The following is a 21,780-nucleotide window of genomic DNA, read 5'->3' as shown; positions in this document are numbered from 1 at the left end:
GGTTTTGCCGCACCACGCGGTGGCGTGCCGCGGATTGGGAAGGGGCGTGCGCGAAGGGACTTAGCTTCTGGTGCGGCGCGAGGCTAGAGCCGTGCGCCACCGTATCGTGACAGGTCGACGCCTTCGCACCCCGTCATGCCGTCGGATCCTTGCCGTCAGATCCTTGCCGCCCGACCATCGCCGCCGGCCGGCCGATGCCGTGCCGGGAGGACGCGTCAGATGGCGTCGGTGCCGGTCTCGCCGGTGCGGATGCGGATCGCTTCCTCGATGGTCGAGACGAAGATCTTGCCGTCGCCGATGCGTCCGGTCTGGGCCGACTTGCGGATGGCTTCCACGGCACCCTCCACCAGGGCGTCGGAGAGGACGATCTCGAGCTTCACCTTGGGCAGGAAGTCGACCACGTATTCGGCGCCGCGATAGAGCTCGGTATGGCCCTTCTGCCGGCCGAACCCCTTGGCTTCGATCACGGTGATGCCCTGAAGGCCAACCTCTTGAAGGGCCTCCTTCACCTCGTCCAGCTTGAATGGCTTGATGATCGCTTCGATCTTCTTCATGCCGAACGGGCCTGACCTGAATGCTGCTCCGGGTCCTTTTCCTACCATCGCGGCTCGGCCTTCGCCACGCCGTTTTCCCGGAGACGGGTGTTAAATTGCCTATTCGGTAGGCATTGAATGCAAATCGTTTCAGCCACGACCGCTTTGCGCCTGAAATAGCGGCGCGGCATGAGCGGTGCGCAGGCATGGTCACACGAGACAAGGCGAAAGTTCGCAATGCCGTCACACCGTCTCATCACCGTCGACGCGATGCGCAGGATGGATGCCGCCGCCATAGCGGCGGGCGTTCCGGGAATCGAGCTGATGCGCCGGGCGGGCGCCGCCGTGGCCGCCAGGGCCGCCGCGATGGTGGCCGCGCCCTCCCGCATCCTCGTCCTCTGCGGACCCGGCAATAACGGTGGGGACGGTCTCGTCGCCGCCCGTCTCCTCGAACGGAACGGCTACGCGGTCGACCTCGTCTGCACCGTGCCGGTGGACAGCCTGACGGGTGATGCCGCCCTGGCGGCGGCGGAATGGCAGGGGGTGGTGCTCACCGAGGCCGATCCGGCGGGCGCCGCCCTCGTCATCGACGCCCTGTTCGGGGCGGGCCTGTCCCACGACCTCGACGGCGCGGCGAAGACCCTGGTCGAGCGGGTCGCCGCCACAGACGTCCCGGTCCTCGCCGTCGATATTCCGAGCGGGATCGACGGCGATACGGGCGCTTTGCGCGGGGTGGCGCTCAGGGCGCGCGAGACGGTCACCTTCGTCGCGCTCAAGCCCGGCCACCTGCTGCAGCCGGGCCGCGACCATTGCGGCCAACTCCATGTGGCCGATATCGGCATCGGCGATCCCGCCCTCGAACAGGGGCTGGCCGGCACGCCGAGGGTCTGGCGCAACGGACCCGATCTCTGGGGGCACGACTTCCCGAGGCTCGACGCCGTCAGCCACAAATACACCAGGGGGCATGTGCTGGCCCTGTCCGGTCCCGCCTTCAAGACGGGGGCGATCCGCCTCGCCGCGCGGGCGGCGTTGCGGGTCGGGGCCGGCCTCGTCACCATCGCCTCCCCCACCGCCGCGATGCCCGAGAACGCCGCGCATCTCACCGCGATCATGCTGACCCCGTGCGAGACCGCCGACGACCTCGACGATCTCCTCGTGGACGAGCGCCTCAACGTCATCCTCGCCGGCCCCGGCCTGGGGAGCGGCGAGGCGACCCGCGAGCGCATTGCCGTGGCGGCAGGCGTCGGGCGAAGCCTCGTCCTCGATGCCGACGCGCTCACGAGCTTCAAGGGGCAGGTCGATCAACTCGCCGGCCTCATCGCGGATGGCGGGGGCCAAGCGGTGCTGACCCCGCATGCCGGGGAGTTCGGCCGCCTCTTTGCGGTCACGGACGCCGTCGATCCGAAGGCGAGCAAGCTCGAACGGGCGCAGAGGGCGGCCTCCCTCGCTGGGGCGGTGGTGGTGCTGAAGGGCGCCGATACCATCGTCGCCGCGCCCGACGGACGCGCCGCCATCAACGACCACGCCACGCCCTATCTCGGCACCGCCGGCTCCGGCGACGTCCTCGCCGGCCTCGTCGCCGGCCTGCTGGCGCAGGGCATGCCGCCCTTCGAGGCCGCCTGCGCGGCGGTCTGGCTCCACGGCGATGCCGGGCTGCGGCACGGGCCGGGCCTCATCGCCGAGGATCTGCCGGAGATGATGCCGAAGGTGCTCGCCGGCCTGCTGTGACGGCGGAGCGACTTGGCAAGGGGGGCGATCCCGCTCGTCCGGATCGACGACCCCCTTTGTCCCTCTGCGGACGGACCGCTCGGGGGCGAAAGGGCTTTATCAATGAATCTAAAATAAATAGGGCGGGGGCGCAGCTCTTACCCTTTGGAAATGCCGCATGTCGACCTTTTATTTTACGTATAATGGCGATTATAATCCTCTAGATAAAGTAGATATACTGCAGGATGGGTCTTCCGCGACGGATGGACCAAGCGGCGTTCATGCTTTTGGACCCGAAGATGGATTCAACTTCATCTTCAATAATACTTCTAACCTTGTTAGCGGTGGAAATTTATTTATCGATGCTAACAGAATGAGTGGAGATAGCGTTGGATACGTGATGGGCGGGACCGAATACTCTGTCTCGGCCGATATGTCCGACAACACGGCGTCGGTCTATCTGGAGGGCGGTGATTTCGGCGATATCCTGCGGGCAGGCTCCGACGCCGACACCCTGAAGGGAGGAAATGGCAACGACGTGCTGGAAGGCGGCGCGGGCGCCGATACGATCCGAGGCGGCCTGGGTATCGATACGGCGAGCTACGAGCATGCCACCGGCAGGGTCTACGCCAGCCTGGAAGCGCAGATGGGTTATGAAGGCGATGCCAGCCAGGACACACTCATCGACATCGAAAACCTGACCGGGAGTACCTTCGACGATTCGCTGGTCGGAGACGACAACGACAACACCCTTCGCGGCAATGGCGGCGAGGACGACATCGCCGGTCGGGGTGGTGACGACCGGATCGTCCTGTCTTCGACGCCCCTCTCCATCAGCGGTGGCGACGACAAGGACGTGCTCATCGTAACGGGGGGCGGCACCGTCAGTCTCATCGAGAGAACGTTCTCCGGCATCGAGACCGTGTATGTCCGCAACGACACCCATCTCGATATGACCAACGTGCTGGCCGGGAGCAAAATCGTCTCGCAATCGACGTCGGGCCACGCCGTCGAGATCGTCGGCACGTCGGGCAACGACACGATCAAGGGCGGCAAGGGTGGTGACACGATCGACGGCGGCCTAGGCAACGACACGATCAGGGCCGGCACGGGTGGGGACACGATCGACGGTGGTATCGGCAGCGATAAGCTCTTCGCGGGCACGGGTGCCGACAGCTTCCGGTTCCAGGCCGGCTTCGGCCGCGACAACCTCTACGGCCTGGACCTGAACGCCGATCACATCGTGGTCGACATCGCCGGTGTCGATGCCACCGATATCCTGCTTCGCCCCATGAGCGGCGGTCGCCATACGCTGGTGACGTTCGAGGGCGTGGAGGCCGGCAACAAGATCATCCTGCACGACATGAACGTCGACGATGTCCGTGACGTTCAGAGCGAGCTGTTCCTGTTCGGCGCCTGAGGGGCTGTGGATTGGAAGTCTCGGCGCGCAGCCGCTCATCCCAGCAGACCACCTCCGGATGAGGTGACGTCTTGGGGAAACTACTCGGACAGGCTCCGAGCAGGTCGGCGGAGGCCGTAAAAGGCGGCCCTTCGTCCCTCAGGTCACCTCGAAGCTCGTCCACAGCCCGGTGTCGAACCGCTCCAGCACCGTGGAGCCGATGACCCAGCGGCCCGGATTGTCCGCCTTGAAGGCGATCCGGGCCGTGCGTCCCTCGAGCAGCTGGAACGTGTCGAGCCAATAGGGCTCCCAGCCGTCGTCCAGGGGGTGAAGCAGCCGGAAGGCGTGGCCGTGAAGGTGCAGGGCCTGCGGGAAGGCGGTGTCGTTCCGGATGGCGAGCACCACCACCTGGCCGCGCTTCACCGTGAAGGAGGGAGCCACGCCGGAGGCGCCCGTGATGCCGTTGATGGCCCAGACCCGGTTCGGGTCACCCGAATAGGCCGGTTCGGCGTTGGGCTTGTCCTTGTCGAGCTTGGCGCCGCCGGTGATCGCGATGTCGCGGCGGACGGCGTTCTGCAGCTTGACCTCGGCGGGCAGGAGCTTGTTCTCGCCCACCGGCGCGATCGGCGCACGCTTCTCCGTCACCGGCTGGCCCTTGGCGGTGAGGGTCGCCAGGACGAGGCCGTTGCCCACCAGGGCATTGACGGTGACGCTGGCGCCGGCCTCCGCCGGCATGTCGAGCATCAGGTCGTAGCGGGTGCCGGGGGGGAAGGGCAGCGTCGCGCGCAGGGGCTCGAACGTGTCGGTGGGCTGGCCGTCCACCGCCACCACGTAGACCTTGGCGCCCTCGAACCGGATGCGGGTTCCGCGCGCGTTGCAGACATTGCCGAGCCGCAGGCGGATGCGCGATCCCGGACGGGCCTCGATCGCCTCGGGGACCGGCTTGCCGTTGATGGTGACGAGGTTGCCGAGGCGCCCGGAGGCCGCGGCGAAGGCGGCCTGCCCGAACGGCATCAGCGCACCGTTCTCCTCCAGCCGCCAATCCTGCATCAGCAGCGCGAGGTCCTGGTCGAGGGAGGGCGGCGCGGTCTCCTCGACGATCAATGCACCGGCGAGGCCCCGCCCCGAGGGTTCGCTCGAACCGCCCACGACGAGGGGCCGGATCAGGAACGTGCCCGCATCCGGCGGGACGAAGGAGTAGGTGAAGTCCGCCCCCGGAGCGATGGGCGGCTGGGTCACGCCGCCGACGCCGTCCATGGCGTTCTGGTTGCGGACCCCGTGCCAGTGGAGGGAGAGCGGCTTGTCCGTCTTGTTCTCGACGCGCAGGCGGACGGTCTCGCCGAGCTTCGCCCGGATGACGGGGAGGCTCGCCTTGCCGTCGAAGGTCCAGACCGGCGTCTCGGCGGCGGGCTCGGGCTTCAGGCGGTTCGCCCCCGGCCCGGCGACGAGCGCGCGCGGCTCTGCTAACGGTTCCATCGGCTTTGCCGGTGCGGGCGCCGGCTTGGGTGCGGCTTTCCCCGGCCCCGTCTGCGCCTCCGCGACCGTGATGAAAGCCGGTCCGGCAAGGCCGAGGGCCGCCGCCCGGCCGATCAGGGAACGGCGGGACAGGCCGCCGGTCTCCGAGGGGGAACGGCCATTCTTCGGGTCGGAACTCGGCATGTCACCTCGGACGGAAGTCGATGGACGGGCGGTCGCATCCGCCCCGCCGGCATGCTTGTAGACGGCGCTCCCGCGCGGCGCCAACCGCCGCCGCGCGCCCGATGGACGACGTCTTATTTTTTTGCTGCGGACTTGCGCGCGCATGCTATAGGACCGCGCTCTGGCGGCTGAAAAGGCGCGCCGGGCGTTGGCGCTTGCGGGCGTGGCGGAACTGGTAGACGCGCTGGATTTAGGTTCCAGTGTCGCAAGACGTGGGGGTTCGAGCCCCTCCGCCCGCACCAGCCTCCGCCGTCGGGAACGGATTGGCTCACAGCGATGGCCGGCCCGCTCTGCCGCTCGGAGTCGGCCTCCGGTCGGGCGCGCTTCGTCAAACGCCGCCTGTGGTGTCACGCCCTGACGGCGGTGCCACGCGAGAATTTTTGACCGATCACACGGACGACAGCGGGAAGACGACGATGCAGGTGACCGAGACACTCTCCCAGGGTCTGAAGCGCGAGTTCCAGGTGCTTCTGGCCGCCAAGGAGCTCGAAGAGCGCCTGACGACCGAGCTGTCCACCCTCAAGGACAAGGCCCAGATCAAGGGCTTCCGCCCCGGCAAGGTGCCGGTGGCCCATCTGCGCAAGCTCTACGGCCGCTCGGTGATGGCCGACGTGCTGCAGAACGCGGTCAACGAGGCCAACCAGAAGATCGTCACCGACAACAACCTGAAGCTCGCCCTCGAGCCGAAGATCGAATTCCCCGGCGAGGCCTCGATCGTCGACCGGGCGCTCGAAGCCAAGGACGACGTGTCCTTCAACGTCGCCCTCGAAGTGCTGCCGAGCTTCGAGCTCGCCGACCTGTCCGACGTCACCCTGACGAAGCAGGTGGCCAAGCCCAGCGACGAGGAAGTCGACGAGGCCATCACCCGCATGGCCTCCTCCAACCGCGCCTTCACCCCGAAGGACGAGGGCGCCGAGGCCGCCACCGGCGACCGCGTCACCATCGACTTCGTCGGCAAGATCGACGGCGTCGAGTTCGACGGTGGCAAGGGCGAGGGTGTCGATCTGGAACTCGGCTCGGGCTCGTTCATCCCCGGCTTCGAGGACCAGCTGGTCGGCGCCAAGGTCGGCCAGTCCCTGGTCGTGAAGTCCACGTTCCCCGAGGCCTACGGTGCCGAGCATCTCGCCGGAAAGGACGCCGAGTTCGACGTGACCGTCACGGCGATCCAGGCTCCGGGCGAGACCAAGATCGACGACGAGCTCGCCAAGGGCTTCGGCATGGAATCGCTGGAGAAGCTGAAGGAGGCCGTCGCCGGCGCCCTCGGCGGCGATTTCGAGGCCCAGTCGCGCCGCAAGCTCAAGAAGGAGCTCCTCGACGCGCTGGACGGCAAATACGCCTTCGAACTGCCCCCGAGCCTCGTCCACCAGGAATTCGCCGCCGTCTGGGCCCAGGTCGAGCAGGATCTGAAGACCCGCGGCAAGACCTTCGAGGACGAGGGAACCACCGAGGAAAAGGCCACGGCCGAGTACCGCAAGATCGCCGAGCGGCGCGTCCGTCTCGGCTTGGTGCTTGCGCAGGTGGGCGAGACCGCCGATATCAAGGTCAGCGACGACGAGGTGAACCAGGCCCTGATCGCCCGTGTCCGGCAGTATCCCGGGCAGGAGCAGCAGGTCTGGGACTTCTACCGGAAGAACGCACAGGCCCTGGCCGAGCTTCGCGCACCCCTGTTCGAGGAGAAGGTCGTCGACCATGTCCTCGCTCAGGTGAAGCTGGTCGAAGAGCCCGTCTCGAAGGATGCTTTGTTCGCCGATGAGGATGCCGATGCGGCCAGCGCCGAATCGACCGAGTCGAAGGCGGACGAATCCCAGGCTCCTTCGGGCGACGATCTGCCGGCCGTCGCCAAGGTCGATTGAGCTCGAGGCTCCCAAAAGGGCGGCGGGCTTGGATGTAAAGGCGGCGTTCACCGCCGCCGTAGTTCGCTGACACGTCCGGCCCGCGCCCTGATTCGCGCGGCCGGACCCCTTGAAGCCTGGGGCACGAGAATGATGAGAGATCCGGTCGACTATTATAACAGCGCACTCGTTCCCATGGTGGTCGAGCAGTCGAGCCGCGGCGAGCGCGCGTTCGACATCTATTCCCGCCTGCTGCGTGAGCGGATCATCTTCCTCACCGGCCCGGTCGAGGATTACGGCGCCTCGCTGATCGTGGCGCAGCTGCTGTTCCTCGAAGCCGAGAACCCGAAGAAGGAAATTTCCTTCTACATCAACTCGCCCGGTGGCGTGGTGACCTCGGGCCTGTCGATCTACGACACGATGCAGTTCATCCGCTGCCCGGTGACGACCCTCTGCGTCGGCCAGGCCGCCTCGATGGGATCGCTGCTGCTCACCGCCGGCGAGCCCGGCCATCGCTTCGCGCTGCCGAACGCCCGCATCATGGTCCACCAGCCCTCCGGCGGGTTCCAGGGCCAGGCGACGGACATCCTGATCCATGCCCGCGAGATCGAAGCGCTGAAGAAGCGCCTCAACGAGATCTACGTGAAGCATACCGGGCGCGACTACGACACCATCGTCCAGGCGCTCGAGCGCGACAATTTCATGACCGCCGACGCGGCCAAGGAATTCGGCCTGATCGACGAAGTGATCCAGAAGCGTCCCGAGCCGGCCGCCGCCTGATTTCGACCGCGCCGTGGCCGCCTGGCGGCCCCGGCGCGTCCTTTAGAGGCGGGCCGCGCGTGCGGCTTTGCCTTGATCCCGTCGCGGCAGCATGCTTGCATCGCGAGTCTGACCTACCGGCAGAAAGCGCGCAGGTGACTGTTTCTTTAGGCGGGCGCCCTTAGATCTTAAAAGATGCGCGTGCGCCCCGGGGCTGGCGTCGCACCCGCGAACGGAGACCGACATGAGCAAGACTGGCGGCAACGACTCGAAGAGCACGCTGTACTGCTCGTTTTGCGGCAAGAGCCAGCACGAGGTCCGCAAGCTGATCGCGGGCCCGACGGTGTTCATCTGCGACGAGTGTGTCGAACTGTGCATGGACATCATCCGCGAGGAATCGAAGTCCTCCCTGGTGAAATCGCGTGACGGCGTGCCCACGCCGAAGGAGATCCGCCGCGTTCTGGACGATTACGTTATCGGCCAGGATTTCGCGAAGAAGGTTCTCTCCGTCGCGGTCCACAACCATTACAAGCGCCTCGCCCACGCCTCGAAGCACAACGACGTCGAGCTGGCGAAGTCCAACATCATGCTGATCGGGCCGACCGGTTCGGGCAAGACCCTGCTCGCGCAGACCCTGGCCCGCATCCTCGACGTGCCCTTCACCATGGCCGACGCGACGACGCTGACCGAGGCCGGCTATGTCGGCGAGGACGTCGAGAACATCATCCTCAAGCTGCTCCAGGCCTCCGACTACAACGTCGAGCGGGCGCAGCGCGGCATCGTCTACATCGACGAGATCGACAAGATCTCTCGCAAGTCCGACAACCCGTCGATCACCCGCGACGTGTCGGGCGAAGGCGTGCAGCAGGCCCTCCTCAAGATCATGGAAGGCACCGTCGCCTCCGTGCCTCCGCAGGGCGGCCGCAAGCACCCGCAGCAGGAATTCCTGCAGGTCGACACCACCAACATCCTCTTCATCTGCGGCGGCGCCTTCGCCGGCCTGGAGCGGATCATCTCGGCGCGCGGCAAGGGCACCTCGATCGGCTTCGGCGCCACCGTCCAGGCTCCGGACGACCGCCGCACCGGCGAGATCTTCCGCAATGTCGAGCCCGAGGACCTGTTGAAGTTCGGCCTGATCCCGGAATTCGTCGGCCGTCTGCCCGTGCTGGCGACGCTGGAGGACCTCGACGAGACCGCGCTCAAGCGCATCCTGCAGGAGCCCAAGAACGCGCTCGTCAAGCAGTACCAGCGCCTGTTCGAGATGGAGAATGTCGACCTCACCTTCCAGGACGAGGCGCTCTCCATGGTGGCCCGCAAGGCCATCGAGCGGAAGACCGGCGCCCGTGGTCTGCGCTCGATCCTCGAGACCATCCTGCTCGAGACGATGTACGACCTGCCCGGCCTCGAATCCGTGGAGCAGGTGGTGATCGGTCCGGAAGTGGTGGAGGGCAAGTCGCGCCCCCTCTACATCCACGGCGACCGCAACAAGGACGTTCCGGCGAGCGTCAGCGCCTGAGGGTGCGACTCGGCGGCCGAGGTTAGCCGCCGAAACGGTCCGGGGAGAATTCTTGAAAAAGTCCTCCCCGGCTTCCATCTGAATTGTCAGACGCGACGGCCGCACGCTCACCTTCTGAGGTGCGGTGTCCGCCTCCAGCCTCACAGTTCAACGATGTCCCCGACCCCGCGATGCGGCCTGGTCGGCCCGTGGCAGGATGCTTGCTCATTTCGAGGAGCTAGAGCCCGGAGTCCATCAAGAGGAAGTCCGACATGTCCCAATCGAAATCTCGCCAGCCGGTCGTTCCGGGTTCGACGGGCTCCTACGCCGTTCTGCCCTTGCGCGACATCGTCGTCTTCCCGCACATGATCGTGCCGCTCTTCGTCGGCCGCGAGAAGTCGATCCGCGCCCTCGAAGAGGCCGTCCGCACCGACCGCCACATCCTGCTGGCCACCCAGATCAATGCCAGCGACGACGATCCGTCCACCGATGCGATCTACAAGATCGGCACGCTGGCCAGCGTCCTGCAACTGCTGAAGCTGCCCGACGGCACCGTGAAGGTGCTCGTCGAAGGCGCGGGTCGCGCCAGGATCACGAACTTCAACAAATCGGATTCGTTCTACGAGGCCGAGGTCGAGACGCTCACCGACGAGCTCGGAGACCCCGTCGAGGCCGAGGCGCTCGCCCGCTCGGTCATCTCCGAGTTCGAGAACTACGTGAAGCTCAACAAGAAGATCTCGCCCGAGGTCGTCTCCGCTGTCACCCAGATCGACGAGCCCTCGAAGCTCGCCGATACCGTCGGCTCGCATCTCGCGGTCAAGATCGCCGACAAGCAGGCGATCCTCGAAATCCCCACGGTGGCCGAGCGCCTCGAGCGCGTCCTGTCGCTGATGGAGAGCGAGATCTCCGTGCTCCAAGTGGAAAAGCGCATCCGGACCCGCGTGAAGCGGCAGATGGAGAAGACCCAGCGCGAGTACTACCTCAACGAGCAGATGAAGGCGATCCAGAAGGAACTGGGCGATTCCGAGGACGGCAAGGACGAGCTCGCCGAAATCGAGGAGAAGATCGAGAAGACCAAGTTCTCGAAGGAGGCCCGTGAGAAGGCGACGGCCGAGTTGAAGAAGCTCCGCCAGATGTCGCCGATGTCGGCCGAGGCCACCGTCGTGCGCAACTACCTCGACTGGATGCTCGGCATCCCGTGGTCGAAGCGGTCGCGGATCAAGAAGGATCTGCTGGGCGCCCAGACCATGCTCGACCAGGACCATTTCGGTCTTGAGAAGGTCAAGGAGCGCATCGTCGAGTATCTCGCCGTGCAGCAGCGCGCCAACAAGCTCACCGGCCCGATCCTGTGCCTTGTCGGACCTCCCGGCGTCGGCAAGACTTCGCTCGGCAAGTCCATCGCCAAGGCGACCGGCCGCGAATTCGTGCGGATGTCGCTGGGCGGCGTGCGTGACGAGGCCGAGATCCGCGGTCACCGTCGGACCTATATCGGTTCGATGCCCGGCAAGATCGTCCAGTCGATGCGCAAGGCCAAGACCTCGAACCCGCTCATCTTGCTCGACGAGATCGACAAGATGGGCCAGGATTTCCGCGGCGATCCGTCCGCGGCGCTCCTCGAGGTGCTCGACCCGGAGCAGAACGGCACGTTCAACGATCACTACCTCGAGGTCGATTACGACCTCTCGGACGTGATGTTCGTGACCACGGCGAACACGCTCAACATCCCTGCGCCCCTGATGGACCGCATGGAGGTGATCCGTATCGCCGGCTACACCGAGGAAGAGAAACTTCAGATCGCGCGCAAGCACCTCATCCCGGGGGCGGTGAAGAAGCACGGCCTCACGGTCAAGGAATGGGAGATCGACGATTCGGGCGTTCTCATGCTCATCCGCCGTTACACGCGGGAAGCGGGCGTGCGTAACCTGGAGCGCGAGATCTCGAACCTGATCCGTAAGGCGGTGAAGGAGATCCTCATCACCAAGGTGAAGGCCGTCGCCGTCACCGAGGAGAACCTGCCGAATTTCCTCGGTGCGCCGAAGTTCCGCTACGGCGAGATCGACGAGGAGGATCAGGTCGGTGTGGTGACGGGGCTCGCCTGGACCGAGGTCGGCGGCGAGTTGCTGACGATCGAAGGCGTCATGATGCCCGGCAAGGGCAAGATGACGGTCACGGGCAACCTGCGTGACGTGATGAAGGAGTCGATCTCGGCTGCGGCAAGCTATGTCCGCTCCCGGGCCGTCGACTTCGGCATCGAGCCTCCGCTGTTCGAGCGTCGCGACATCCACGTCCACGTTCCCGAAGGGGCGACCCCGAAGGACGGTCCGTCTGCCGGTATCGGCATGGCCACCGCCATCATCTCCACCCTCACCGGCATCCCGGTGAGGAAGGATGTGGCGATGACCGGAGAGGTCACCCTGCGTGGCCGCATCCTGCCCATCGGCGGCCTCAAGGAGAAGTTGCTCGCGGCTCTGCGCGGCGGGATCAAGACCGTCCTCATCCCCGAGGAAAACGCCAAGGACATCGCCGAGGTGCCCGACAGCGTGAAGAACGGGATGGAGATCATCCCGGTCTCGCGGATGGATCAGGTGCTGAAGCACGCCCTCGTGCGGCAGCCGGTGCCGATCGAGTGGGAGGAGCCCCTCCCCTCGCCGCGCCGTCCCGTCGTCGGCGAGGACGAGCCCGCCACCGTGATCGCCCATTAGGCGATAGGGTGCTTTGAAAATGGAAAGGCCCCGGAGTACGCTCCGGGGCCTTTTCTTTGTGGCCCGCTGAGGGTTGCCATCCCGACGATGCTTGGATTAACGATGCGGCGCGCATCGGGCGGTTAGCTCAGTTGGTAGAGCGTCTCCTTTACACGGAGAGGGTCGGCGGTTCGAGCCCGTCACCGCCCACCACGCCTCTTCCCGTTCCCTTGCCCCTCCCCGGCTACAGAGACCAGCGATGACCGCGCGCGGCTTCCCCACACCCTGGCTCGTCGTCGAGAAGGTCGAGAGTTTCTGTATCGAGGATGCGGACGGGGCCGCCGTGGCCTGGACCTACTTTTCCGACGAGGCGGAGAAGCGGGAGGCGACCGGCCTCATGACCCGCGAGGAGGCTTTGCGGATCGCCAGGGCCATCGCGATGATCCCCGAGATGCGCACGATCATCCGCAGCATCCAGGACGGGTTGACCGAGTCGGATCAGCTCACGGATTGAGCCGCGCTGCGAGGACGGATGCGCTTCAGTTTCCTGCGAGGACCAGGGCCCAGAAGCGCTTGTAGCGCGTACCCGGCGCATCGACGCGGGCGATGCCGATCCGCTTCAGCTGAGGCATCAGCATGTTCTTGTTGTGCTCGGACGAATTTTTCCAGCGAGCGAGCACCTCGTCGAAGGTGTTGGAGCCGGCGCTGAGGTTCTCGGCCGCGAAGGAGCGGCCGAATCCCGCCCGCGCCATGCGCGACTCGAAGGTGCCGCCGATCTCGTGGCTGAGCCTGCCGGCCTTGGCATTGGATTCCGCCTGGTAGGAGGCCGCCCTGATCAGGCTGGAATCCAGCACCACCGGGCCGAGGCCGTGCGACGCCCTGTAGCGGGAGATCGCCGCGGCGGCGGCACCCTCGTCCAGGATCACCGGGCTGGTGAGGTTGTCGGCCTCGGGCAGGATCGTCGGCCCGCCGCAGCCGCCGAGCGTCAGTAGGCTCCCCACGAGGACGACGGCGCATAGCCGCGACAGAATGGGAGACATGGAAAAGGGGATCATCGCTCGGTGCCGGTTCGCTGCGCTGCGGTGTCGTCGGCTCCGCCATCCCGGTCCGATGGGGCGAAATCGCGGCGGCGGGACGAACCGGGTCGTTGGACGGGCGGGTGTATCCGATCCGCCACGCGTGGTGTTTGTGCGGATGGATTCAGGCGAAGCTCGAACCCCGCGCCGATCCCGTCAGATCCGCGTTCCGAGCTCCCGGGGCGGCGAACCGCAGCGCCACGCTGTGATACGGTAGTCGGGATGGGTGTCGATCCACCGCGCCAACTGCGGCTGTGCCACGCGGATGCAGCCCCTCGCATCGGCGACATCGAGCGGCAGCCGCTTCGATTCGCAGGTTTCCGGCGCATTCGCCATGCAGGCGGTGAAATACAGGAAGAAGAAGCCTGCCATGGTTCGGACAGCCCATTTCGCGAGTTGCGCTCGGGAAAAGGCTAGGGCGCGAACGTCCCGTGTCGAGTGTATCCCCGGCGCGACCCGTATCGAGGCTGCACGTTCGGTGATTTGGGTTGTGTGAATGGCGCGGGCGACGGGACTCGAACCCGCGACCTCCGGCGTGACAGGCCGGCACTCTAACCAACTGAGCTACGCCCGCGTATCTGGGTAGCTTGGCATTCGGATCGTCCCACATGATGCGGGTCGATGATGGACGTGGCGCGGGCGACGGGACTCGAACCCGCGACCTCCGGCGTGACAGGCCGGCACTCTAACCAACTGAGCTACGCCCGCACGGCGTCCCGCCCCGTTTCCGGCGGTGTCGGGGGTCTAGTTTCCGCACCCCGGCCTGTCAAGCAACCGGACGCCGCATTTCCATGGAAAATCCGGTCACCGTCGTTTCGAGACGGGATCGTGCGGACGGGGAGACGGCTCGACGAGCACGGCCGCCATTGAAACCACGTCTCTTTTCTGTCATACGCCCCCTCGCGTTGAACCGCCCGGCCGATAGGGCTGCCGTGGCGGTTCGTGCTGCTCCATCAGAAGCATCAACCGAGCGCACGCCTTCGACCTGTCCCAGGGTCGGAGGGCATGCGCGTTCAGGAGAGCCAAATGCCCAAGCTGAAAACCAAGTCGGGCGCGAAGAAGCGCTTCAAGATCACCGGCACCGGCAAGGTTATGTATGCCCAAGCCGGCAAGCGCCACGGAATGATCAAGCGGACGACGAAGCAGATCCGCAACCTGCGCGGCACCACCACCCTGTTCGAGGGCGATGCTGCCAACGTGAAGAAGTATTTCCTGCCCAACAGCCGGTAATCCTTCGCCGCAGCCGATACTGTTTTCGTAATCCAGGAGAGAACCCATGGCCCGCGTCAAGCGCGGCGTGACCAGTCACGCAAAGCACAAGAAAGTCCTCAAGGCCGCCCGTGGCTATTACGGCCGGCGCAAGAATACGATCCGGATCGCCAAGCAGGCGGTCGAGAAGGGCATGCAGTATGCCTACCGCGATCGTAAGAACAAGAAGCGCACGTTCCGCGCTCTCTGGATCCAGCGCCTCAACGCCGCTGTCCGCGAGCACGGCCTGACCTATTCGCGCTTCATCAACGGTCTCGCGAAGTCCGGCATCGAGGTGGACCGCAAGGCCCTGTCCGAGCTCGCCATTCACGAGCCGGCCAGCTTCGCGGTGGTGGTGGAGAAGGCCAAGGCCGCTCTCCCGGACCTCGCCAAGGCTGCCTGATCCGTAAGGCTGCCTGAGGCGCGTTCACACGCCCTCTCATTCGTCGATGCGAAAGGCGCGGACCGAAAGGTGCCGCGCCTTCGTTTTTCGCAAAGGATCGTCGGCAGGCGCGCTTGCATTGGCGGCGCTTACCCGCAAAACCGCTCGCGGGGGCCGCACACGATCCGAAGGCCAGATGCCAACCGGTGGTTTGAACCGATGACCGATCTCGAAACCCTCGAAGGCGATCTGCTCGGACAGGTCGGGAGCGCGTCCGACGAGGCCTCCCTCGATGCCGTGCGCGTCGCGGCGCTCGGTAAGAAGGGCTCGATCTCCGACCTGCTGAAGACCCTCGGCAGCATGACGCCGGACGAGCGCAAGGAGCGCGGTCCGCTCATCAACGGCCTGCGCGACAGGGTCCAGGGCGCCATCGCCACGCGGCGCGAGGCACTGGCCGAAGCAGCCCTCGAAGCCCGCCTCGCGGCGGAGCGGATCGACGTGACCCTGCCGGTGCGCGAGGCGCCGGAAGCGCGCGGGCGCATCCATCCGATCAGCCAGGTCATGGACGAGATCACCGCGATCTTCGCCGATATGGGCTTCTCAGTGGCCGAAGGCCCGGACATCGAGACCGACGATTACAACTTCACCGCCCTCAACTTCCCGCCCGGCCATCCGGCGCGCGAGATGCACGACACGTTCTTCCTGGCGCCCGACCGCAACGGCCAGCGCAAGGTGCTGCGCACCCATACGTCTCCGGTCCAGATCCGCACCATGCGGTCCCAGGAGCCGCCGATCCGCGTGATCTGCCCCGGCCGCACCTATCGCCACGATTCCGACCAGACCCACACCCCGATGTTCCATCAGGTCGAGGGGCTGGTGATCGACAAGAGCGCCACCATCGCCAACCTGAAATGGGTGCTGGAGGAGTTCTGCCGCACCTTCTTCGAGGTCGATGCGGTGAAGATGCGGTTCCGGCCGTCCTTCTTCCCCTTCACCGAGCCGTCGGCGGAGGTCGATATCCAGTGTTCGCGCAAAGGCGGCGAGATCCGCTTCGGCGAGGGCACCGACTGGCTCGAAATTCTCGGCTGCGGCATGGTCCATCCGAACGTGCTCAGGAATTGCGGCTACGACCCGGATTTCGTCCAGGGCTTCGCCTTCGGCATGGGCATCGACCGGATCGCGATGCTGAAATACGGCACGCCCGACCTGCGCCCGTTCTTCGAGGCGGATGTGCGATGGCTGGAGCATTACGGCTTCCGCCCGTTGGACATCCCGAGCTTGGTGGCCGGGCTGACGAGTTGATGGGCATGGAGCGATCGATGACCGATCAGGAGATTACCAGACTGGTGTCCGAGGTTCTGCGCGAGCAGGTTCCCGAGGCCGGGTTCCTGGGGGCCGAAGCCGTCTCCAGTTCGGATTTTGACGGAGATCCGGTCATCAAGATCGTCGCTCGTTATCAACGTCGGCCAGATACGAAGCCCGATCCGCTGCTGAATGCCAGCCATATCTTGAGGTCTGCTCTCATCAGCCGAGGAGAGGATCGCTTCATCTTGTTGAAGAACGATGTCGCCAGCGAAAAGCAGACTGAGAGCGATATAGACTGATCCATGGCGTCGATGGTCGATCTCATGTTGGATCAGGCGGAAGCTCTGGTCGAACAGAACCCCCGTAGCGGTGCGGCGAAGCGGCGGGCCGTTAGCTCGGCCTACTATGCGGCTTTCCATGCCCTCATGTGGCTTTGTGCTTCCGAGATGCTGCCCGGCGGCGATACCAACTCCGCTGATTTCGAACGCGTCTATCGCGGCATCGATCATGGCCCGATGAAGAATGCATTCCAGACGAATGGCCCGTTGAAGCAGACGATCGCTCTACGGGACATCGGAACCGACCTGATCCAGCTTCAGGAGGCGCGCATGATTGCGGATTATTCGCCTCCCCGGAGCAACCTGTTCGAACTGGCCGCGGTCAAGGAACATCTTGATCGGGCAAGAAGTGTCGTCTCGCGCTTAGAGGGTTTGACCGGCCCAGACCGTCAGACCCTAGCCGTTCACCTCCTCTTCCAGGCGAGAAGAAAATGAAATTCACCCTCTCCTGGCTCAAGGAGCACCTCGACACCGACTCGTCTCTGGAGAACATCTCCGAGACGCTGACTCGGATCGGCCTCGAAGTCGAAGGCATCGAGGACAAGGCGGCGGCGCTCGCGCCTTTTGTCATCGCCCATGTGCTCACGGCCGAACAGCACCCCAATGCCGACCGTTTGCGTGTCTGCACCGTGGATGCCGGCGACGGGCAGCCCGTGCAGGTGGTCTGCGGAGCGCCGAATGCGCGCGCCGGGATGAAGACGGTGTTCGCGCCCCCCGGCACCTACGTGCCCGGTCTCGACAAGACCTTGGCGGTCGGCAACATCCGGGGCGTCGAGAGCCTCGGCATGCTATGCTCGGGCGCCGAACTCGGCCTCGGCGAGGAATCCAGCGGCATCCTCGACCTGCCGGCGGACGCCCCGACCGGCCAGACCTACGCGCTCTATGCCGGGCTCGACGATCCGGTCATCGAGATCAACCTCACCCCGAACCGCCCGGATTGTACCTCGATCCACGGCATCGCCCGCGATCTTTCGGCTGCCGGCATCGGCGTGTTGAAGCGCGAGCCGATGCCGCCTGTGCGGGGCGAGGGCGAGTGCCCCGTGCCGGTCGCCCTCGATTTCGAGCCCCTCGATAAGGGATTGTGCCCGTATTTCGCCCTGCGCCTCGTGCGCGGCGTGAAGAACGGCCCCTCCCCCGATTGGATGCAGGCCCGCCTGCGCGCCATCGGCCTCCGCCCGATCAACGCACTCGTGGACATCACCAATTACCTCACCTTCGATCGCGGACGCCCGCTCCACGTCTTCGACGCGGCCAAGGTGAAGGGCGCTCTCACGGTCCGTCGCGCCCGCGACGGCGAGAGCCTGAAGGCCCTCGACGGCAAGACCTATGCGCTTGATGACGGCATCGTCGTCATCGCCGACGAGAACGGCCCCGAATCCATCGGCGGCATCATCGGCGGCGAGGCCTCCGGCTGCGACGACGGCACCGTGGACGTCATCATCGAATCCGCCCTGTGGGATCCGGTGAACATCGCCCAGAGCGGCCGGCGTCTCGGCATCATCACCGATGCCCGCTACCGCTTCGAGCGCGGCGTCGACCCCGTCTTCGCCCTGCCGGGGCTCGACCTCGCCACCCGCATGGTCGTCGAGATCTGTGGCGGCACGCCGAGCGAGGCGGTGATCGCCGGTGACTTGCCCGAGACCGAGCGTGTCATCGATTTTCCCTGGACCGAGACCCGCCGGCTCGCCGGGATCGAGCTGTCCCGCGCCGAGATGAAGGTGACGCTGGAGACCCTCGGGTTTCACGTGGCCGGCTCGGGCGAGCGGGTGAAGGTTCTCACCCCGTCCTGGCGCCCGGATGTGGAAGGCAAGGCCGATCTCGTGGAGGAGATCATCCGCATCGCCGGCCTCGACCGGATCGAGCCGAAGCCACTGACGCGCGGTGATGCCGCCATCGCCAAGGCGACGCTGACCCCCCTGCAGAAGCGCACGCGTCTCGCCAAGCGGGCGCTGGCCACGCGCGGCCTCGTGGAGGCGGTGACGTGGTCGTTCATCCCGCATGACGACGCCGTCCTGTTCGGTGGCGGCAAGGCGGATCTGGCGCTGGCCAACCCCATCGCCGCCGATCTCTCCGACATGCGCCCGAGCCTGGTGCCCGGCCTACTCCGGGCGGCCCAGCGCAATGCCGACCGCGGCTATGGCGACGTCGCCCTGTTCGAGGTCGGCCAGTGTTTCGAGACCGACCAGCCCGAGGGCCAGTCGATCCGCGCCACGGCCATTCGCCGGGGAACGGCACGCCACGAGGGCGCCGGCCGCCATTGGGCGGGGGCCGCCGCCACCGTCGATGCGTTCGAGGCGAAGGCCGACGCGCTGGCGCTCCTCACGGCGCTGGGCGTGCCGACCGGCGGCCTCCAGATCGTGGCGGGTGGTCCCGGCTGGCTTCATCCCGGACGCTCCGGCACGATGCAGTTCGGGCCGAAGAACCAGATCGGCTATTTCGGCGAGATCCACCCCCGCGTGATGAAGGCTCTGGACCTGAAGGGCACGCTCGTGGCCTTCGAGATCACCCTGGATACGATCCCCCTGCCGAAATACCGCCCCACCAAGGTGAAGCCCGCGCTGGCCCTCTCCGACTTCCAGCCGATCTCGCGCGACTTCGCCTTCGTCGTCGGGCGCGACGTGGCGGCGGGCGAGGTTGTGAAGGCGGCGCAAGCTGCCGAGCGCAAGCTCATCGCCGGGATCGACGTCTTCGACATCTACGAGGGGACGGGCATTCCCGAGGGCGCGAAATCCGTCGCCATCGCGGTGAGGCTCCAACCGGTGGAGCGGACCCTTACCGACACGGAGATCGAGGCCGTGACGGCCAAGATCGTCGCCGAGGTCGCCCGCAAGACCGGCGCGACTTTGAGGGGGTGAGAGCTTGTCTGAGGTGTTTTTCCAAGGCCTTACCTCATCCCGATGTGCCGCGTAGCGGCCTCGAAGGAGGGCTCCAGATCACGCACCGGCCTCTGGAGGCCTGCTTCGAGGCCCTTCGCCGGGGCAAAGGGCACCTCAGGATGAGGTTGTCTGCTTCGATGATCGACTCGAGCATGAGCAGCCACCGAAAAATCCGATCCGACAGGCTTTGAAACGGCGCTCGGAACTCCAGACAAGGAAGCCGACCACATGGCGAACCAGGAACTGATCGACGTCTTGTCGGCCGCCAAGCATCTGCCGAAGGCGGCGATGCTTGAGGCCCTGGCGAGCCCCGCCGACATCGCCGAGCCGGTCCTCGCCGTCCTTGGCATGGCGGCGGAGGGCAAGGAGCTCGACGAGGCGCAGGGCAACCTGCTGTTCTGGGGAGTACACGTCCTGGCGGCGGCCGGCGAGACGCGGGCCTTCCTCCCGCTTCTCACCATCCTGCGGCGCGAGGATTCCGACGGGCTGGACGCGCTCCTCGGCGACGCCCTCACCATCACCATGGCGAAGATGCTCACCAGCCTCTTCGACGGCGACGTGGCGCCGATGCATGCGCTGCTGCTCGATTCGACGGTGGACGGCTTTGCCCGCTACGAAGTCTTCGCCGCCCTCGCCTACCTGACCCAGATCGGACGGATCGACCGGACCCAGACCCACGATCTCCTCGTGCGGTTCGACGACAAGCGCGCCGCCGTCGAGGGCGACATCGCCTGGGTCGGCTGGGAGGAGACCATCGCGCTTCTCGGTTTCGCCGACCTTGCCCTGCGGAGCACGGCGGCCAGGGCCGACGGGCGTCTGAGCGACGAGTTCAGCGATGCAGGGTGGTTTCACACCACCCTGCGCCGGGCGACCGCGAAGCCGAGCGACCTGCAGCGGTTCGACGGACAGAATTACGGCACGTTCGACGATCCCATCGGGGCCTTGGCCTGGACCGCCGAGGGGGCGGGCCTTCCGATCCGCAATCCGGTGAAGATCGGCCGCAACGATCCGTGCCCGTGCGGAAGCGGGAAGAAGTACAAGAAGTGCTGCCTCAACGCGGCCTGACGAAGGGTGAGGATCGGCCCGGACCGTAAAGGTCCGGCGGGTCCGGTCGCGAGGACGCGACAGCCTTCACCTGTGGCGTTACGATGAACCCACCGCATTCATCTTCGCCGGAGCAGCGCCATGTCCCTCGTGATCCCCGTCATCCTCGGCTCCGTCCGCAGCGAACGTCAGGGATTGCGCGCGGCGCGATTCCTCGTGGCGCGCCTGCAGGAGCGCGGCATCGAAGCTCCGCTGGTGGACCCGGCCGAGTTGAAGCTTCCGCTTCTCGACAAGATGTACAAGGAATATCCCAAGGGCGAGGCGCCTCCGGTGCTGGACGACCTTGCCACGCTCTACCGCCGGTCGGATGCGTTCGTGGTCGTCTCGGCCGAGTACAACCACTCGATCCCGCCGGCCCTCTCGAACACGCTCGATCATTTCCTCGAAGAGTATTTCTGGCGGCCCTCGGCCATCGTCTGTTACTCGGCCGGTCAATATGGTGGGGTACGGGCGGCGATGCAGCTCCGGGCGATGATGGCCGAGCTCGGCGCGCCGAGCATCGCGTCGCTGCTGCCGATCCCCCGCATCCACAAGGCGCTCGACGAAGAGGGCGTGCCGCAGGAGGAATGGCTCTCGAAGGCCGCCAAGCGGTTCCTCGACGAGCTCGTCTGGCACGCCGAGGCCCTGAAGGCGCAGCGCGCCAAGGGCACCCCGTATTGAAAGCCTGTTCGATTGGATTTCTCAGCGGATGCTCACGCCAGAGTCGAGCATCCCAGCAGACCGCCTCATCCTGAGGAGCCCGCGTCAGCGGGCTTTGGGGGAGCCCTCCAGTGCTCGCGTGATCCCTGGAAGCCTCCTTCGAGGCCGCTACGCGGCACCTCAGGATGAGCTAGAGCGTTGGAAAAGCGACTCAAACAGGCTCTGAGGGTAATGCTCCGTGCCGGGAACCCGCCGATGCGAGGCCCGGCGCGGGTCTTGTGCGTTGACCCTCCATGATGCCGGAGGCCGCAGCAATGACGACGATTCTTCAGACCCTTCTCGCCAGCCTCGTGAAGGCGGCCCTGATCTCGGACGATGCGGAAAGCCTGCGCTGGCGCGAGGAGGCGCGGAGCGCCCATACCGCCCTCGTTTCCGACGCCGAGGCGGCGAAATCCCTCAAGATCGACGGGATCTGGACGCTGGCCGTGGGCGAGGCCGAGTCGCCCGAATTCCAGGTTTCGGAGGGCCGGGTGTCGTTTGGCCTGCCGGCTTCTTCCCCGTTTACTCTCGCCGACCTGCTCGACCCAGGCTTCGACGTCGATCTCGGCGTGGAGCGGATCGCCGGTTCCGCGTCCACCGGTTGATGGACATCGGAAGAACATTGCCCCCGGCCTCGCGCGGTCCCATGTTGTCGGATGTGGAAAGGCC

The 21,780-nt window shown here is 66.0% G+C and carries 20 protein-coding genes and 4 tRNA genes; 18 read left to right on the top strand and 6 right to left on the bottom strand.

The annotated features are described in order from the left end of the window. Window positions 1–215 precede the first annotated feature (215 nt). Complete coding sequence (locus FV220_RS03070; protein WP_003600526.1) at window positions 216–554, bottom strand: P-II family nitrogen regulator; 339 nt, start codon at window positions 552–554, stop codon at window positions 216–218. A 216-nt stretch (window positions 555–770) separates the two neighbouring features. Between FV220_RS03070 and FV220_RS03065 the strand changes: the two genes are divergently transcribed. Next, on the top strand, window positions 771–2,261 hold the full coding sequence (locus FV220_RS03065; protein WP_147829585.1) for an NAD(P)H-hydrate dehydratase: 1,491 nt from the start codon (window positions 771–773) through the stop codon (window positions 2,259–2,261). 157 nt (window positions 2,262–2,418) lie between these two features. Then, the gene (locus FV220_RS26350; RefSeq protein WP_147829583.1) at window positions 2,419–3,660 is read left to right on the top strand and encodes a calcium-binding protein; all 1,242 of its coding nucleotides are present in this window, start codon (window positions 2,419–2,421) and stop codon (window positions 3,658–3,660) included. 138 nt (window positions 3,661–3,798) lie between these two features. Here the strand turns inward: FV220_RS26350 and FV220_RS03055 are convergent, their stop codons facing one another. Beyond that, window positions 3,799–5,298, bottom strand: a complete 1,500-nt coding sequence (locus FV220_RS03055) for a multicopper oxidase family protein (protein WP_147829581.1) — start codon at window positions 5,296–5,298, stop codon at window positions 3,799–3,801. A gap of 196 nt (window positions 5,299–5,494) precedes the next feature. On the opposite strand from FV220_RS03055, the gene FV220_RS03050 reads away from it, so the two are divergent. From FV220_RS03050 to FV220_RS03020, 7 genes are all read left to right on the top strand, one after another. Then, window positions 5,495–5,579, top strand: a tRNA-Leu gene (locus FV220_RS03050). Between the two features lie 174 nt (window positions 5,580–5,753). Further along, window positions 5,754–7,190, top strand: coding sequence for a trigger factor (gene tig, locus FV220_RS03045; protein WP_056146585.1), 1,437 nt, complete (start codon window positions 5,754–5,756; stop codon window positions 7,188–7,190). Between the two features lie 132 nt (window positions 7,191–7,322). Further along, window positions 7,323–7,949 carry an ATP-dependent Clp protease proteolytic subunit gene (locus FV220_RS03040; protein WP_026176059.1) on the top strand — a complete coding sequence of 209 codons (627 nt, stop codon included), beginning with the start codon at window positions 7,323–7,325 and terminating at the stop codon, window positions 7,947–7,949. A 223-nt stretch (window positions 7,950–8,172) separates the two neighbouring features. Further along, window positions 8,173–9,444: an ATP-dependent Clp protease ATP-binding subunit ClpX gene (clpX, locus tag FV220_RS03035; RefSeq protein ID WP_018044550.1), complete on the top strand. Its 1,272-nt coding sequence runs from the start codon at window positions 8,173–8,175 to the stop codon at window positions 9,442–9,444. Window positions 9,445–9,695: 251 nt separating this feature from the next. Beyond that, window positions 9,696–12,125, top strand: coding sequence for an endopeptidase La (gene lon / locus FV220_RS03030; RefSeq protein ID WP_018044551.1), 2,430 nt, complete (start codon window positions 9,696–9,698; stop codon window positions 12,123–12,125). A 116-nt stretch (window positions 12,126–12,241) separates the two neighbouring features. Further along, window positions 12,242–12,317, top strand: a tRNA-Val gene (locus tag FV220_RS03025). Window positions 12,318–12,363: 46 nt separating this feature from the next. Continuing rightward, window positions 12,364–12,618, top strand: a complete 255-nt coding sequence (locus tag FV220_RS03020) for a hypothetical protein (RefSeq protein WP_056146214.1) — start codon at window positions 12,364–12,366, stop codon at window positions 12,616–12,618. 25 nt (window positions 12,619–12,643) lie between these two features. Here the strand turns inward: FV220_RS03020 and FV220_RS03015 are convergent, their stop codons facing one another. The 4 genes from FV220_RS03015 to FV220_RS03000 form a co-directional block, all read right to left on the bottom strand. Further along, window positions 12,644–13,144, bottom strand: a complete 501-nt coding sequence (locus tag FV220_RS03015; protein ID WP_056146582.1) for a CAP domain-containing protein — start codon at window positions 13,142–13,144, stop codon at window positions 12,644–12,646. A gap of 192 nt (window positions 13,145–13,336) precedes the next feature. Beyond that, entirely contained in the window at window positions 13,337–13,552 is a 216-nt protein-coding gene (locus FV220_RS03010) for a hypothetical protein (protein WP_056146211.1), read from the bottom strand. Window positions 13,553–13,677: 125 nt separating this feature from the next. Next, window positions 13,678–13,754, bottom strand: a tRNA-Asp gene (locus FV220_RS03005). Between the two features lie 57 nt (window positions 13,755–13,811). Continuing rightward, window positions 13,812–13,888 (bottom strand) — tRNA-Asp (locus tag FV220_RS03000). 318 nt (window positions 13,889–14,206) lie between these two features. Between FV220_RS03000 and rpmI the strand changes: the two genes are divergently transcribed. The 9 genes from rpmI to FV220_RS02950 all read left to right on the top strand — a co-directional run bounded on the left by rpmI (window position 14,207) and on the right by FV220_RS02950 (window position 21,716). Beyond that, a complete protein-coding gene (gene rpmI / locus FV220_RS02995; RefSeq protein ID WP_018044555.1) occupies window positions 14,207–14,410 on the top strand; it encodes a 50S ribosomal protein L35 in 204 nt (67 codons plus the stop codon). A 46-nt stretch (window positions 14,411–14,456) separates the two neighbouring features. After that, a complete protein-coding gene (rplT, locus tag FV220_RS02990) occupies window positions 14,457–14,831 on the top strand; it encodes a 50S ribosomal protein L20 (RefSeq protein WP_018044556.1) in 375 nt (124 codons plus the stop codon). A 198-nt stretch (window positions 14,832–15,029) separates the two neighbouring features. After that, entirely contained in the window at window positions 15,030–16,112 is a 1,083-nt protein-coding gene (gene pheS / locus FV220_RS02985; RefSeq protein WP_018044557.1) for a phenylalanine--tRNA ligase subunit alpha, read from the top strand. A gap of 17 nt (window positions 16,113–16,129) precedes the next feature. Further along, complete coding sequence (locus FV220_RS02980; RefSeq protein ID WP_147829579.1) at window positions 16,130–16,414, top strand: hypothetical protein; 285 nt, start codon at window positions 16,130–16,132, stop codon at window positions 16,412–16,414. Window positions 16,415–16,417: 3 nt separating this feature from the next. Further along, the gene (locus FV220_RS02975) at window positions 16,418–16,888 is read left to right on the top strand and encodes a hypothetical protein (protein ID WP_147829577.1); all 471 of its coding nucleotides are present in this window, start codon (window positions 16,418–16,420) and stop codon (window positions 16,886–16,888) included. Further along, a complete protein-coding gene (pheT, locus tag FV220_RS02970) occupies window positions 16,885–19,308 on the top strand; it encodes a phenylalanine--tRNA ligase subunit beta (protein ID WP_147829575.1) in 2,424 nt (807 codons plus the stop codon). Before FV220_RS02975 ends, pheT begins: the two co-directional genes overlap by 4 nt. A gap of 249 nt (window positions 19,309–19,557) precedes the next feature. Next, the gene (locus tag FV220_RS02960) at window positions 19,558–20,394 is read left to right on the top strand and encodes a DUF1186 domain-containing protein (RefSeq protein WP_018044561.1); all 837 of its coding nucleotides are present in this window, start codon (window positions 19,558–19,560) and stop codon (window positions 20,392–20,394) included. Window positions 20,395–20,514: 120 nt separating this feature from the next. After that, entirely contained in the window at window positions 20,515–21,093 is a 579-nt protein-coding gene (locus tag FV220_RS02955) for an NAD(P)H-dependent oxidoreductase (RefSeq protein ID WP_147829573.1), read from the top strand. A gap of 293 nt (window positions 21,094–21,386) precedes the next feature. Next, window positions 21,387–21,716 carry a hypothetical protein gene (locus FV220_RS02950; RefSeq protein WP_147829570.1) on the top strand — a complete coding sequence of 110 codons (330 nt, stop codon included), beginning with the start codon at window positions 21,387–21,389 and terminating at the stop codon, window positions 21,714–21,716. Window positions 21,717–21,780 lie beyond the last annotated feature (64 nt).

The sequence above is a fragment of the Methylobacterium sp. WL19 genome, assembly GCF_008040005.1.
Classification (GTDB): domain Bacteria; phylum Pseudomonadota; class Alphaproteobacteria; order Rhizobiales; family Beijerinckiaceae; genus Methylobacterium; species Methylobacterium bullatum.
The sequence above is the reverse complement of the archived record's forward strand: the minus strand, read 5'-3'. Positions and strand labels throughout refer to the sequence as shown.